This window comes from Roseateles chitinivorans (assembly GCF_050632235.1).
Classification (GTDB): domain Bacteria; phylum Pseudomonadota; class Gammaproteobacteria; order Burkholderiales; family Burkholderiaceae_C; genus Roseateles; species Roseateles chitinivorans_A.
This window is the reverse complement of sequence record NZ_CP192584.1, coordinates 5,912,566-5,927,514: the sequence shown is the minus strand read 5'-3', so window position 1 is coordinate 5,927,514 and position 14,949 is coordinate 5,912,566. Positions and strand designations below refer to the sequence as shown.

Genomic DNA, 14,949 nt, shown 5'->3' with positions numbered 1-14,949 from the left:
GCTTTGGGGGTCTGGCCCTCCGGCGTCCATTCGTCGACAGGCGCTTCCACCTTGAATTCGTGGCGCACCTCCTGCACGCGCAGTACGAGTTCATCCGCCGCGCCCCGGGCAACCGAAGCGACGCGTCCGGCGGTCTCGGCAGACGGTCCGACCTCGTGCCAGCGGCGTTCATCGGCCGCATCGAGCGTGATGTCCTCGCCTTCCTCAGGCAGTACGCCCGAGTTGGGATCGGCATAGCGCAGCGTGCCTTCGAGCCGGCCGGCGCGCAGGAAGCCATTGAAGGCGATGCGATCGACCCGGTCGAACCCGAGGCTGTTCCCGGCCGACAGGTGAAGTTCCCTCGTGCTTGGCCGATACTCGCCACCGGTGATCCGGAACTCGACGCCCGGGCAGTTGCCGGCGGCCTCGTACCAGAACCCGTAGGGCTGCCACACCGGCTGCACGCGGCCGTCCTTGAGGACGGGCCTGGCCCAGAGCTGCGCGGAGGCGCCGCTGCAATCGTCGCTCTCCGCGGACACCGCGACGTTCGAGAAGTGGCCGAGGAAGCGGGCCGGCGGCACACGCTGCGACGCGGAGGCGTGCGGCGCGTGGTCCGAGCCCGCCGCCGCGTCGGTCGGCAGGAAGCCGAGTGCGCAGGCGCCCACCGCGAGCACACCGCCCAGGGCGCGCCAAGTCGTCATGAATGAGCGAGTGGAAGGGATGGACGGACAAGGCATGAACATCGGCACCGCTTGAATGTCGGTGCGATGCTGCCACGTGGATCAAGCTTGGGCCACGGAAGAAATCTTCCTGACCCCTGTCGTTTCAGGCCTCGCGGCTCACACCGTGCGGGTCAGGCCTTGTCGCTCACCCCCGCCGAATCGAAGCTCGCCATCTCGCCGAGCACGCGGCAGGCCGACTCCAGCAGCGGCCAGGCCAGCGCCGCGCCGGAGCCTTCGCCCAGGCGCAGGCCCAGGTCCAGCAGCGGCTGCGCCTGCAGCGTGTCCAGCATCAGCCGGTGGCCCTGCTCGTTCGAGCGGTGCGCGAAGATGCAGCGCTCCAGCACCGCGGGCTGCAGCTTCGCCGCCACCAGCACCGCCGCGCCGGTGATGAAGCCGTCGACGACGATCACGCGGCGTTCCAGCGCCGCCTGCAGCACCGCGCCGACCATCATCGCGATCTCCAGCCCGCCGAGCGCGGCCAGCGCCGTCAGCGGCTCGTTCGCGCGCGGATGCTTCTCCAGCACGCGCGCCAGCACGTCCAGCTTGTGACGCAGCTGCGCGTCGTCCAGCCCCGTGCCGCGGCCGACGCAGTCCGCCAGCGGATATCCGCCCAGCCGCGCCAGCAGCAGCGCCGCCGACGAGGTGTTGCCGATGCCCATCTCGCCCAGCAGCAGCGCGTTGCCCGGACGCTTCTGCAGCAGCGTCTTGCCGGCGGCGATCGCGGTCGCGCATTCGTCGACCGTCATCGCCGGCCCCGTCAGCATGTCGCGACTGCCCATCGCGATCTTGGCGATCAGCAGGCCCGGCCGCGGCACGAAGGTGTGTCGCACGCCGGCATCGACGACGCTCAGCTGCAGGCCATGCTGACGCGCCAGCACGGACACCGCCGCGCCGCCCGCCAGGAAGTTCTCGACCATCTGCCAGGTCACGTCGGACGGGAACGCCGACACGCCGTGCGCCGCCACGCCATGGTCGGCCGCGAAGACCATCATCTGCGGCTCCACCAGGCGCGGCTGCTCCGTGCCCTGGATCAGCCCCAGACGCAGCATCAGGCCCTCCAGCCGGCCCAGCGAGCCCAGCGGCTTGGTCTTGCGGTCGATGCGGTGCTGCAGCGCCCTCGCCAGCGCCGCGTCGTGCAGCGAAGGGATCTCGGGAATCAGGTCGGGCTTGGTCATGGGGGACTTCTCGGACATCAAAGGGAAGAGGAGGCGGGCGAGGGCGCGGGCGACAGCAGGCCCATCAGCACACCCGGCGCGAAATGGCGGTCGATGTAGTCGGCCAGTTCGTCGAAGACCTGGTCGAGCGGACGCGCCGGGCGGTCGAACAGCGCGGCCAGCACGCCGTCGTCCTCGAACAGGCCGTGCAGGTAGTGGCCGAGCACCGGCCCGTGCTGCCAGCCGACCGGCTCGCCGAGGCTGTCGAACAGCACCGGACGCGCATCGGGCAACCCCGGGTGCTGCGCCGTGCGGCCATGGTGGATCTCGTAGCCGCGCACGACCTCGCCGTTCAGCGACGACCACGGCGCGTCCAGCGCCGTCGCGAAGCGGCACTCCGCCTCGCGCAGCAGCTTCTCGCGCTCGAACAGCGTCACCAGCGGCAGCAGGCCCAGGCCCGGCGCGTTGCCGTCCAGCCCGTGCGGATCGACCAACGCCTCGCCCAGCATCTGCAGACCCCCGCAGATGCCCAGCACGCGTCGGCCGGCGGCGGCGTGCGCCGCGACCGCGACGTCCAGCCGCTGCGCGCGCAGCCAGGCGAGATCGGACGCCACCGCCTTCGAACCCGGCAGGATGATCCAGTCCACGCCCTCGAGCTCTGCCGGCGTGCGGGCCCAGCTCAGGCGCACGTCGGGCAGGTTGCGCAGCGGCTGGAACTCGTCGAGGTTGGACAGCCGCGGATACGCGATCACGGCGACGCGGACAGGCGCGCGTCCGTCGCCACCGGTGCCGAGACCGCCGGTGGTGCGGTCGTCGAAGACGCCGTCCTCCTCGGGCAGCCCGTGGCCGCGCCACATCGGCAGCGTCGCGAGCGTGGGCACGCCGGTCATCTGCTGCAGCATCTCCGGACCGGGCGACAGCAGCGCCGCGTCGCCGCGGAAGCGGTTCAGCACGAAGCCGCGGATCAATGCGCGCTCATCCGCCGGCAGCAGCGCGTGCGTGCCGTACAGATGGGCGAACGCGCCGCCGCGGTCGATGTCGGTGACCAGCAGACAGGCCGCCCCCGCCTCGCGCGCGGTGCGCATGTTCACGTAGTCGCTGCTGTGCAGGTTGATCTCGGCGGGCGAGCCGGCGCCTTCGATGACGACGACGTCGTTCTCGGCCAGCAGCGCGTGCAGCGCGCCGCGCGCGCGGGTCCAGAGCGCCTCGCTGCGCTCGCGCCACGGCGCGCGGCTCAGCGCCTCGTCGACGTCGCCGAGCACGACGACCTGCGAGGCCGTGTCCTTCTCCGGCTTCAGCAGCACCGGGTTCATGCGCACCTCGGGCCGCGCGCGGGCAGCGAGCGCCTGGAAGTACTGCGCCGAGCCGATCTCGCCCTGGCGTCCGTCCAGGCCGGGCACGACGCGCGCGTTGTTGCTCATGTTCTGCGCCTTGTACGGCGCGACGCACAGCCCCTGGCGCGCGTACCAGCGGCACAGCGCCGTGGTGAGGAAGCTCTTGCCCGCGCCGCTCGTGGTGCCGAGCACCATGACGGCCCGCCCCCGGCGCTGCCCCGACGCCAGACCCGGAGCCAGACCCGGAGTCAGCGGATCGCCGTGGGGCCGGAATGGGGCTTGGGGGTCCTGGAGGGATCCCCCATGCCCCGTGGAGAGCCCGCGCTTGGCCTCCCGCCCGCTGCCCCCCGACGAAGCGCTGCTCACGACATCTCCCCCATCATCGTCGTATCGAACGGATGCGTGGTGTCGAACGCGCCATGGCGTGACGGCGGCGACGGCAGCGGCGTATGACCGCCGAAGGTGAACATCGCCGCGGCCAGCGCGTCGACGGCTTCGGGCGATTGCACCGACACCCGCACCAACCCGGGCAGACCGAAGGACGTGGCGTCGCGCAGCTTGATGCCCATCGCGCGCAGGCCTTCGAGCAGCGGCTCCGGCACGCCGTGCCAGGGTGATGGCAGCGCGGCGAGCCAGTAGTTGGCGACGCCGCCGTCGATCTGGTCGAAGCCCATGGCGGCCATCTGCGTCCATTGCATCGCGCGCCACTCGCGCAGCAGCGGCAGCGAGGCTTCGAGTTCGCCGCGGATGGACGGCGTGGTCCAGGCCTCGAGCAAGGCCTGGCCTTCGGAGGAGAGCACCCAGCTCGGCGCGAGTTCCGCGACGCGGGCGATCCAGAGGCCGTCGCGGGGACCGATCAGGTAGGCGCCGCGCACGCCGGTCAGGCCGAAGGCCTTGTTGGGGCAGACGAGCCGCCAGGCGCCGTCGGCGATCGCCTGCGGCAGCGAGCAGCTGCCTGAGAGACGCAGCGCGTCGTAGGCCTGGTCGACGACGAGTTGAGAACCGCTCTGGCCGAGCGCGAGCGCCACGGCCGTCCACTCGTCGAGGCCGAAGCTCGCGCCGGTGGGGTTGTTGGGATCGCACACCCACACGAGCGAGGGCAGCGTCAGCGAGTCGGCGAGCTGGAAGGCATCGTCGTACGCGGTGACCTGCAGGCCGAGCGCGTGCGCCGCGGCCGCGTAATCGCCGAAGCCGGGCTGCGGCACGCAGACGCGCGTGACGCCGGACAGCATCGCGGCGAGCGTCAGCCGGCGGATCGCTTCCGAGCCGCCGGACGCCGGCAGCACGCGGTCGGGCTCGACGCCGTGCCAGTCGCCCAGGCGGGCGCGCAGCGCGGCGTAGTCGGGATCGGGATAACGCAGCCGGTCGGCGCGCAGCACCGCGTCGAGCGCGGCCGGCGGCGGACCGAGCGGGTGGGCGTTGGTCGAGAAGTCGTGGCGCACCGGCGGCCCCGCGTCGGTGCCGCCGTGCATGAGCGATTGGAAGCGGGTCATCGGGCGAATCCGCCGCGCAACGCCGCGGCGCCAAGTGCCAGCAGTGCGGCGAGGCCCATCATCGCGCCGGCGGCGAGACGTTGGGCGGTGATCATGTCCTGCGCGATGACGTCGCCGCCGGACGGATTGAGCCGGTAGTGACCGGGCTTGCTCAGCGCGCGGCCCAGCCGCAGCGCCATCGCGCCCATCGGCCAGCCGCCGTTGGGCGAAGGCGTGCGGGTGGCCTCGCGCAGCAGCGGCGCGAGCAGTGCCGGGCGCAGTGCGACGAGCGCCAGACCGGTCAGCCGCGCCGGGATCCACGACAGCGCGTCGTCGGCGCGCGCGGCCCACTTGCCGGCCCATTCCCAGCGGCCGCGGTAGCCCCACATCGCATCCGCCGTGTTGGCGAAGCGATAGACCGCCGCGCCGGGCAGACCGGCCACCATGAACCAGAACAAGGGCGCGATGACGGAGTCGTTGAGGTTCTCGGCCAGCGTCTCGATCGCAGTCTCGCGGACCTCGAGCGCGGAGAGCTGCGCCGTGTCGCGGCTCACGAGCCGCGACAGCTGCGCGCGGCCTTCCTCGAGCGAGCGCGACAGCGCGGTCTCGACGGCGGCGACCTCGTCGCGCAGCATGCGCCACGCGAGCATCGGCTTCAGCGCGAGTCCCAGCAGCAGCGCCGCGACCGCGAGCCGCCAGCCGCCGAACCAGGGTTCGAGACCGACGATGACGGCCTGCTCGATCGCCAGCGCGGCGATGGCGGACAAGGTGATGCCCGCCGTCCACGCGAGCGCGCCGCCGATGAACGCCGCCTTCGGTGACATCCCGCAGAGCCGGTCGCCGAAGAGTCCCAGGTAGCGCCCCATGCCGACGACCGGATGCACGGCGGCGGGCGGCTCGCCGAAGCATCGGTCGAGCAGCAGCGCGATCGGGATCGCGAGGGCGAGCAGCCAGGACATCGGACTCATGGGACGGGTGTCGAGAGACAGTCAGGGGGCGTCGGTGAAAACTGGCGCGCAGCTTAGCGGTCAGACGGCGCCCGGAGGGAAGTCAATCCTCAATTCCGCGTTGTGCCGGCACTCCTGCCTTGAAGTGGTGCTTGATCATGGTCATTTCTGTCACCGTGTCTGCCAGATCCATCAATTCCTGCGGTGCATTGCGTCCCGTCAAGCAGACGTGAACGTGCGCCGGCCGCGCGCGCAAGGTCTCCAGCACCGGCTCCAGCGGCAGCCAGCCATAACGCAGCGGATACATGATCTCGTCGAGCACGACGAGGAAGTGCTCGCCGCCCAGGATCGTCGCCTTGGCGCGTTCCCAGCCGTCGCGCGCGAGCTGCGCCGAATGCTCCAGATCCTTGCTCTTCCAGGAGAAGCCGTCGCCCAGTCCCTCGATCGGCACGCCGATCTGCTCGAACAGGCGGTGCTCGCCGAAGCGCGCGCTCGGCACCTTCATGAACTGGTAGATGTGGACCCGCTTGCCGCGCCCGTGCGCGCGCAGCGCCAGCCCGAAGGCGGCGGTGCTCTTGCCCTTGCCGTTGCCGGTGTGGACGATCACGAGCCCGCGGCGTTCGCCCTCGGGAATGATGCGCACGCGATCGACGGGCGGTTGTTCGATTTCCATGTCAGTGCTCTTCTTTCTCCCTCTCCCGCTTGCGGGAGAGGGTGGGGGTGAGGGCCAGCGGCCGTGGAAGTCCTGAAACCTCTTCAGATCCGCGCGCGCAGGCTGAGTCGGAACGTACGCGGCTCCATCGGATGCACGAGCCGTCCATTGATGCCTTCGCCGTTGTTGCAGCCCGCGCCTTCCGCGCGCGTGCAGGCGGCGCCCCAGTACTCGATGTCGTTGGCCTTGGTGTCGAAGAGGTTCAGCACATCCAGGCCGAGCTGCCAGCGGTCGCTGAGCTGATACCCCACGCGCCAGTTGGCGGTGAACACCGCCTTGGACTTCTGCGTGCCGGTTTCCTCCAGCGCATACGCGCCGAGGTACCGCAGCTTGAACCCGCTCGACCACGGTCCCGACGGTGCCCAGTTGGCCGACATCGACGCCGACCACGGCACCGCGTTGGGCACGCGCTTGCCGCTGCCGAACTCGGTCTCGGTCGCCTCGACGAAGCGCGCACGGGACCAGGCCACGTCCGCATCGATCAGCCAATCGCGGCCGACCTGCACGTCGTTGGACCACTCCAGCCCCACGCGCTTGGACGCGCCGCGCGCCTCGGTCACGCCCTCGTCGCCGACGAAGACCAGTTCCGATGCCAGGTTGGCCTGCCACAGCGCCAGGCTCGTGGTCCATCCCTTCACGGGTTTGGTACGCAGTCCCAGCTCGGTGCTCTTGGTGCGCGCCAGCAGCGGCAAGGTGTCGGTCGCGCTGCCGTCGGCCGGATTGACCGTCGTCGTCGCGCCGCGCGCATCGTTCGATCGGAAGGCACGCGCCCAGTGCAGGTACACCTCGGTGTCCGCCGCCACGCGCGCGATCAGGCCCAGCTTCGGACTGAACTGCGACTGGCTCGCCTTGCCGCCGTTGTCCATGTTGAACTCCCCGCCGGTGGGCGAGACCGTCGCGCGCATCTTGTCCCAGCGCGCACCCACGGTGCTGCGCAGCCAGTCGGTCCAGCGGCTGCCCAGCTCGACGAACACGCCGGCGCTGTCCTCGCTGACACGGTCCTCGCGCACGGTGTGCGTGCGCACGCGGTCGACGGTGTCGTACAGGCCGAGCGTGCCGATCTTGTCGTGGCGCCATTGCAGGCCCCAGGTCACCTGCTGGTCGGCCGGCAGCCACGCGGCGGGCAGCTGATGCTTCAGCGATCCGCCCCACAGCTTGCGGTGATCGGCCTGCTCGTGCTGGTCGCCGTCCGGTCCGTTGATGAAGCCCGACGGCGCGGAGAACAGGTTCAGCGCGTAGTCCACCACCCAGGCGTCGGCGGTCCACTGGCCGCTGCCCTGGTTGTAGGCGAAGCCGCCGCTCAGGCTGTGGCGGTGCGTGCGGCCGCCGTCGTTGGCCACCAGCGTGCCGTAGCGGCCGATCTCGCCGCTGTCGATGGCGCGCTCGGGCACGTGTTCGCTGGCGCGCCAGGCGGCGCTGTAGCTCAGCAGGTCCACGTGCGCGCCGTTGCGTTCGTCGCCGCGCGTCAGGCGCAGCACCGCATTGCGGCGATGCAGGTCCTCGGCCTGGTCCCACGGGCCGTCGTAGACGCTGCCGTCGACCGCACCCAGCATCGACCAGCCGCCGCCGACCTTCGTGCTGCCCGCCGCCAGCGCGCGCCGATAGCCGTAGGGGCCGGCCGTCACCTGGGCGAAGGGCCGCTCGATCTCGCTCATGTAGCCGATGCGCGCCGCGCCGGTGGTCGCGAAGTCACCGTCCTCGGCATTGAAAGCGCCCTTGCGGTAGCGCAGGCTGTCGACCAGTTCCGGGATCAGGAAGTTCAGGTCCATGTAGCCCTGACCGTGCGCATGGCTGGCCATGTTCACCGGCATGCCGAGCACGAAGGTCGCGAAGTCGCTGCCGTGGTCGAGGTTGTAGCCGCGCAGGAAATACTGGTTGGCCTTGCCGTCGCCGCTGTGCTGCGTGACGGTCATGCCGGGCATCGCTTCCAGCAGCTCCGCCGGACGCAGCAGCGGGCGCAGCGCCAGGCGCTCGACGCCGACCTCGCCTTCGGAGGCGCTCTCGGCTTCGCCGAGCTGCGCGCGGCTGCTGATGCGGACGGTGTCGAGCGTGCGCGAGGGGGCCGCGTCGATCGTGGCGTCGGTGGCGTTCTGGGCTGCCTTCGGGGCGGCGGCTTGCTGCGCGCTCTGCGCCTGCGCGGCGCACGCGGCCAGGGCCATCGCGCTGGCGATGGCGGTCAACGCCAGGGGCTGGCTGTTCTTCGAGTTCATGCGGTTCCCTGAGGGATCAAGTTGTTGTCGTTATGGAGAGGCCGGCCCGCGCTATGCGGCGGGTTCGATCGACGCGATTGCCAGATCGCGCCGGCGCACATCAGCAGCGCCATCGCGACCCAGGCGAGCGCCTGTTCGAGACGCTGCGCTGCGGGTGCGACCGGGGGCGGCTTCGGCGGCTCCGGCACGCGCTGCAGCGCGAGGCCACGCACGGTCGGCACCGGCGGAACGGCCGGCGTCGCCCGCGGCTCCGGTGGCTTCTGCGCCTTGGCGGGAGGCTGCGGCGCGGCGGGCGCGGCCGGCTGGACCGCCGGCACGTCCTGCGGCAGTTGATCCGCCGTCCAGCGACGCACCGCCGCCAGCTCGTTGTTCAACGGCGCCGCCTTCGTCAGGTCGCGGTACAGCGAGGCGATCTCCTGCCTCGTCTGCGCGTCCGGCTTCCAGTAGCCCATGCGCTCGGCCTGCACCATGCGCTCCAGCGCCTGCGCGTAGGCCTGCGGGTTCTGCTTGAGCCACTCGGGCACGCCCAGCTTGTGCTTGTCCTTGACCAGCACGTCGTAGAAGCTCTGCCAGTGGTCCGCCCGCACGGTGCCCGGTGCGATGCTCTGCCAGCCGAAGCTGTACTGCACCGCCTTCAGCACCTGCAGCGCGCCCGACCATCCTTCCGCCTGCTGCGCCTTCAGCCAGCCGGGGTGCAGGTAGCGGCTCTGCATCTCCAGCGCGATCGCCTGCGCGGCGGTCTCGGTGTGCTGCTCGGCGGCGTCCTGCAGCTGGCTCACGTGCAGCGTGATGTCCTTGGTGCTGCCCGCGACCTTCGCCGCCGCGGCCATGCCGCCGAGGTACTGGAACGGGTCGTCGCTGCTGACCATCGCGTACAGATGGCTGCTGCGCGACATCAGCGCCGTGTCGGTGTGGCGCAGGTGCGCGCCGAGCGCCTGCTGCGCCTGCGCGGGCGGCACGCTGAGCGGCTCGCCGTCGACGTAGGGCTGGCTCATCGTCGACAGGAACAGCTGGCCCAGGCGCGGATCGGTCTTGCCGTCCTTGCCCTTCAGGCCGTTGTCCTGCACCGCGTCGGCGATGCCGGTGCCGTAGTCGCCGGCCGGGTTGCCGAACACACGCGCCTGCGCCAGCGCTTGCGCCTGCGCGGGCTTCAGCCCGGCCTTGCGGAGCTCGCCGGCGATCACGCGGTTGTTGCTGGCGATGGCGTTGTCGGACTCCGCTTCGCCGGCGGCGGCCACCGCCTGGTCGATCAGCTTCATCAGCGCCGGGAACTGGTCGCGGTAGGAGCCGGTAATCGACAGCAGCACGTCCACGCGCGGACGGCCGAGCTCCTTCGGGCTGAGCAGCTTGATCGAGGTCGGCCGGCCGGTGGCGTCCCACACCGGCGTGGCGCCCAGCGCCACCAGCGCCTGCGCCTCCATGATCCCTTGATGGCGGAGCGTCTCGCCCGCCCACAGCGACAGCGCGAGGCGCTGCGGCGCGGTGCCGGCCTTGGCCTGCTCCTCGTACCAGCGCTTGAACAGCGCCTGCGCGGCCTCGAAGGCCTGCTTCGTCGGCAGCCGGTTGGGGTCGAGGCCCGTCAGGTTGCGTCCGGTCGGCAGGCTTTCCGGATTGCGCAGCAGATCGCCGCCATAGGCCGCGGGAATGAACCGGCCGTCGAGGGCCCTCAGCAGTCCGGGCATCTCGCCTTCGGTCGACAACCGCGTCGCCATCTCCTGCGCACGCAGCGCGAGCTGGTACAGCGCCGCCTGATCGATCGACTTGCGCGCGGCGCGGTTCGGGACGAAGCCGTCGCCGCAGGTGACGGCCGGGGCGCTCGAAGCGGTACCCGGCGCGGACGCCGCATGCTTGAGTTCCGCGGCGACTGCGGACGCCGCCGACGCCGCTGCCGCCGTGCCGGCCGCGATGCAGGCGGACGGACGCAGGTCGAGGTGGCTCCCCGCCTCCGCGTCCTTCAGCGCGAGGTCCAGCCAGCGCGCCGGCCGCGCCGTCGCCACGCCCTCATGGTTGATGAGGAAGGCCTCGTCGATGTCCTCGCCGAGGGCCTCGATCAGCGGCACGCGCAGCAACTGCAGGATCGATCCGCGGCGCTGGTCCTCGTCCGGCACCACGCCGAACACCGCCAGCCCCTTGGGCTGCGAGCTCTGCGCCAGCCGGTCCAGGTAGGGATGCAGCAGCTCCAGATACCCGCTGAAGTTCGCGGTGATCTGCTCGGCAGTCCAGCCCAGGTCGCGATGCAGGTTGTGCTCGACGAACTGCTGGACCATCTGCCGCTCCAGCCCTTGCCGCGTCGGACCGGGATCGACGGTCTCCCACTCATGCATCAGCTCATGCATGTGGGCCATCTGCGCGTTGAACCCGGCGGGGGCGAAGCTCGGCGTGCGATGGCTCACCATCAGCGCGCGGCCGCGGCGCTTGGCGGTGAGCGCTTCACCGAGGTTGTCGACGATGTACGGATAGATCACCGGCGTGTCGCCGAGCGGCAGCCACACCGGGTCCATCACGTCGGGCCCGCGGATCTTGCCCGGCGCCCATTCCTGCGTGCCGTGCGTGCCGAAGTGGATGATGGCGTCGGCCTGCCGCGCCCACAGGTAGGTGGCGAGGTAGTGATGCGACAGCGGCGTCTTGCTGCGATGCATGAACGGGTCCTGCCCGTTGCGCAGCGTCTCTTCGCGCGGCGGCTGCGGCAGCACGGTGAGCGCGCCGAGCTTGAGGCGCGGGATCACGAAGACCGGCTCGCCGTGCACGCGCAGCACGTAGCGGCTGCTGGCCGGCGATCCCCAGCGCGCGACGATGGGATCGCGCACGGCTTTCGGCAGCGCGTCGAACCACGCGGTGTAGCGCGCGAGCGGGAGGGCCTCGGCCTCGTCGGCGTCGAGCAGCGCCTGCAGGTCGGTGCCCGGGTAGTACGCCGACAGCATCGGCTTCAGCCCGGAGATCCAGTCGGCCTCGGCGATCGGCGTGACGCCGTAGCCCGCGTCCTTCAATCCGGTGCTGACGCGCGCGAGGCTGCGCGGCACGTTCAGGAACGAGGCGCCGAAGTTGCTCCCGCCGGGCGGGTAGTTGTAGACGAAGGCGACGAGACGCTTGTCGGCGTTCGGCTTGGTCTGCAGCGCGACCCAGCGCGCGGCCTTGCCGGCGACGCTGGCCGCCTGGCGATCGATGAGCTCGGGTTCGCCGCGCTTCGGATGCGCGACGACGACGACCGGGTCGATGAGCCCCGCCGCCTCCGGCTGCGCGAAGTAGAACGGGATGTCGGCCTGGGCGAGGCCGGTCTCGCTGCCTTCCCACACGGCCGCTTCATCCTGCCGATAGGGCTGCGTCTGCAGCACCGGCACGCCCCAGCGCTCGAAGGTCGGCTGCAGGGTCGCGCCTTGCGGCAGCAGGCTGTGGTTGACGATCACGCGGGCCTGTACCTGTCCGTCGCGTTCGAGCAGCTCCGACAGCGGCTTGTCGCTGAGCTGGCCGCTGAAGGCCGCATAGGCGAGCAGCCCCTGCTTGCGGAACATCGCGAGCCAGCGGTCCAGCCACGCGGTGTTGCCTTGGACGAAGTGGTAGCGGTGCAGCAGGATCGCGACGGGATCGCCGCGCAGTCCCTGCTGCGCGGCCCAGGCGCGGAACTCCGCCGCGTCGGCGAAGAGCCGGGGCGCGCCGGGATAGTGGATGCCGCGCTGCGGGATCAGCTGCGGCGGTCCGAGGTCGGGCGGCGTCTTGCCGTCGAGCTGTGCCCGGGCGATCGCGAACGCCGAGCGTGTGTTGACCGGACCTCCGGCCTGCAGGTAGCCGCGCAGGCTGCGATCGCTCGCGGCGGGTTCACCAGCGGGGATCCACAGCACGCGCGGGGCGGGCAGGGCGGCGCGCTGCAGCGCGGCGTCGACGATTTGATGCAGGCGTGCTTCCGCCGTCGGGTGCGGGATGTCGATCCAGACGAGGTCCGCCTCGCGCAACGCGCGGTCCAGCGCCGGATCCTTGTCGACCGGCGCGCCGCGCAGCGGGTACTCGATCTGCTTCACGTCGAAGCCGAGGGCCTTGCCCTCGCGCTCCAGCAGCGCATGCTTGGCGGCCGGCGTGATGTCGACGCTGAGGAACAGCACACGGGAGGCCGCCTTCGCCGCCTTCATCGTGTGTGCCGCGCTCGCCGCCGTGCCGGCCGCGTTCACGACGAGCGGCGCGCACAGCCACAAGGCCGCGACCGCGAGGCCGCGCACCATCAGGGACGCGATCCTCATGGCTTGGGCGCTTCCCCGGCCTCGGGCACGTAGATGATCGATCCGTCCTTCATCTTGTACGCGACGCCGGCACGCTCGCCCTGGCCTTCGGCGTTGCCGCCGTTGCCGCGGTACTTGATCTCCTGGCCGTCCTTGCGCACGATGATTTCCATCCCCGGCTGACCGGGGTTGCGGATCACCGTCTCGTCCGCATGCGACTGCTGCTGCAGCGCGACCGCGGTCAGCAGCGCGACGACCAGCACCAGGAACACGTCCACCAGGTTGACGGCGGACAGCATCGGATCGTCATCCTCTTCGGCGAGGATGGAAATGCGGCGGGCGCTCATGCCCAGCCCTGTTCGGCCTTGATGACCAGCAGCTCGGCCAGCAGCCAGCGGCGGCGGATCGAGTACACGACCAGCGCGATCGCCGCCGCGGCCAGCGCGAGCACGACGCCCGAGAACGCCGAGCTGAACACCGCCAGCGCGGCCTGGCCCTGACCGGCGGCGACGCTCTGCAGCGCCGGGCCGAGCGGCACCATCGTGGCGATCAGGCCCAGCAGCGGCGCGACGCGGCCCAGCAGGCGCGGCGCCTCCAGGCTGCGGACGATCTGCAGCTCCAGCGTCTCGAGGTTGCTGGTCGCATGGACCTTCAACTGACGGTAGCCGGGATGGCGCCGCTGCACGGCCTCCATCACGGTGGCGCCCGCCGTCCACAGCGAGTAGACGAAGCCCAGGGCGACAAGGATCAGCACCGGCCACAACAGGGCCTGCGCGATGTGGGCGAATCCGGATTCGATGAACATGGAGGAGCTCAGTTATTGGAGAGGGAAGAGGCACCGCCGAAGAACGCCGCGATGGCGTCCGGGTTCGACGGGAAGTAGTGGTGGACGTAGCTCGCGCGCAGCGAGCCGAACGCATACAGGCGCTCGGCGGCGCGGCCCGCATTCGGGTTCGTCGCGGTGGCGATGGGGGCGAGCGGTGTCTCCATCGCGGAGTAGTGGAAGGTGTGGCCGCGGAGCTCGCCCTCCGGCCACGGGATCGTCTGCAGACCCAGCGCCGCCAGGCGCTTCTGCATCGAGGCGCGGCCCGGCATCAGCGCCGCCATCGCCTGCGCACCGCCGTCGACATCGCTCAGTTCGTCGAGCAGGACAAGCATCCCGCCGCATTCGGCCAGCAGCGGCTTGGACGCTTCCAGATGCGCCTGCAGGGCACCGAAGAAGCGCGGATGCTCGCGCAGCGTCGCCGCATGCAGCTCGGGATAACCACCGGGCAGCCACAACGCGTCGCACGCGGGCAGGTCGTCGCCTGCGATCGGGCTGAATTCGCAAACATCCGCGCCCAGCTCGCGCAGGAGGTCGAGGTTCGCCGGGTAGATGAAGGAGAAACACGCGTCGTTGGCAACGGCGATGCGCCGGCCCTCCAACGGTCGACCGAGCACGAGACGGTCGGCCGGGGGCCCTTTTCTCCATCTCCCCCTTTGCTTGCCTGCCGGCAAGCAAATTCCCTCCTTGAGTTACGAAAAGGGGCCCCCGGCCTCCCGTCTTCGATCCACTCTGGAAGAAATTCGCGACCGCGCCGGCCTCCCATGCGTCCGCCCACGCATCCAGCTGGCTGTCGATGTCGGGAAGCTCCAAGGCTTGCACCAGTCCCAGATGACGCTCGGGCAAGGAGAGCGCAGCGTCACGCTTCAGCGCCGCAATCAGCGGCAGCTCCTTCGGCAGTCCTTCACCGACCATGCGCGCGTGCGCATCGCTGCCCACCCGGTTGGCGATCACGCCCGCAACCTGGATGTCCTCGCGGAACCGCGCCAGTCCCGTCGCCAACGCCGCGAAGGTCTGCGCCATCGCCGAGGCATCGAGCACCACGATCACCGGCAGCCCGAAGGTCGCCGCCAGATCCGCGCTGCTGGGCTTGCCGTCGAAGAGACCCATCACGCCCTCGACGAGGATCAGGTCCGCGCGCTCGGCCGCCTTAGCCAGCAGCTGCCGGCAATGCGCCTCGCCGCCCATGAACAGGTCGAGCTGGTAGACGGTGTGGCCGCTCGCGCGCTCCAGCACCATCGGATCCAGGTAGTCCGGTCCGGTCTTGAAGACGCGCACGCGCAGCCCGCGTCGGCGCGCCGAGCGCGCGATCGCTGCGGTGACGCTGGTCTTGCCCTGGCCGGAGGCCGGAGCACTGATCAGGAAGGCAGGGCAGGCGGTCATCGGAC

Annotated in this window: 11 protein-coding genes and 1 pseudogene; 1 reads left to right on the top strand and 11 read right to left on the bottom strand. The window is 70.9% G+C overall.

The window, feature by feature from the left end:
* Positions 1-59: 59 nt before the first annotated feature.
* Positions 60-686: a hypothetical protein gene (locus ACQ859_RS27045; RefSeq protein ID WP_431263566.1), complete on the top strand. Its 627-nt coding sequence runs from the start codon at positions 60-62 to the stop codon at positions 684-686.
* Between the two features lie 146 nt (positions 687-832).
* Here ACQ859_RS27045 and cobT read toward each other — a convergent pair whose 3' ends face one another.
* The 11 genes and pseudogenes from cobT to ACQ859_RS26990 all read right to left on the bottom strand — a co-directional run.
* Entirely contained in the window at positions 833-1,876 is a 1,044-nt protein-coding gene (cobT, locus tag ACQ859_RS27040) for a nicotinate-nucleotide--dimethylbenzimidazole phosphoribosyltransferase (protein WP_431263565.1), read from the bottom strand.
* A gap of 17 nt (positions 1,877-1,893) precedes the next feature.
* Positions 1,894-3,384, bottom strand: a complete 1,491-nt coding sequence (locus ACQ859_RS27035; RefSeq protein WP_431263564.1) for a cobyric acid synthase — start codon at positions 3,382-3,384, stop codon at positions 1,894-1,896.
* Positions 3,385-3,551: 167 nt separating this feature from the next.
* Positions 3,552-4,682: a pyridoxal phosphate-dependent aminotransferase gene (locus tag ACQ859_RS27030; RefSeq protein ID WP_431263563.1), complete on the bottom strand. Its 1,131-nt coding sequence runs from the start codon at positions 4,680-4,682 to the stop codon at positions 3,552-3,554.
* Entirely contained in the window at positions 4,679-5,629 is a 951-nt protein-coding gene (cbiB, locus tag ACQ859_RS27025) for an adenosylcobinamide-phosphate synthase CbiB (RefSeq protein ID WP_431263562.1), read from the bottom strand. The genes ACQ859_RS27030 and cbiB overlap by 4 nt, the downstream gene beginning before the upstream one ends.
* A gap of 82 nt (positions 5,630-5,711) precedes the next feature.
* Positions 5,712-6,281 carry a cob(I)yrinic acid a,c-diamide adenosyltransferase gene (cobO, locus tag ACQ859_RS27020; RefSeq protein WP_431050451.1) on the bottom strand — a complete coding sequence of 190 codons (570 nt, stop codon included), beginning with the start codon at positions 6,279-6,281 and terminating at the stop codon, positions 5,712-5,714.
* Positions 6,282-6,364: 83 nt separating this feature from the next.
* A complete protein-coding gene (locus tag ACQ859_RS27015) occupies positions 6,365-8,530 on the bottom strand; it encodes a TonB-dependent receptor (protein WP_431263561.1) in 2,166 nt (721 codons plus the stop codon).
* A complete protein-coding gene (cobN, locus tag ACQ859_RS27010) occupies positions 8,527-12,759 on the bottom strand; it encodes a cobaltochelatase subunit CobN (RefSeq protein ID WP_431263560.1) in 4,233 nt (1,410 codons plus the stop codon). Before cobN ends, ACQ859_RS27015 begins: the two co-directional genes overlap by 4 nt.
* The gene (locus ACQ859_RS27005) at positions 12,756-13,085 is read right to left on the bottom strand and encodes a DUF2149 domain-containing protein (RefSeq protein WP_431263559.1); all 330 of its coding nucleotides are present in this window, start codon (positions 13,083-13,085) and stop codon (positions 12,756-12,758) included. The genes cobN and ACQ859_RS27005 overlap by 4 nt, the downstream gene beginning before the upstream one ends.
* Positions 13,082-13,543, bottom strand: coding sequence for a hypothetical protein (locus tag ACQ859_RS27000; RefSeq protein ID WP_431263558.1), 462 nt, complete (start codon positions 13,541-13,543; stop codon positions 13,082-13,084). The genes ACQ859_RS27005 and ACQ859_RS27000 overlap by 4 nt, the downstream gene beginning before the upstream one ends.
* An 8-nt stretch (positions 13,544-13,551) precedes the next feature.
* Positions 13,552-14,178 (bottom strand): hypothetical protein, encoded by a 627-nt coding sequence (locus tag ACQ859_RS26995; protein WP_431263557.1) that lies wholly within the window; start codon positions 14,176-14,178, stop codon positions 13,552-13,554.
* Between the two features lie 271 nt (positions 14,179-14,449).
* Positions 14,450-14,944: pseudogene (locus ACQ859_RS26990) on the bottom strand (AAA family ATPase); the annotation flags it as partial.
* Positions 14,945-14,949: the final 5 nt, after the last annotated feature.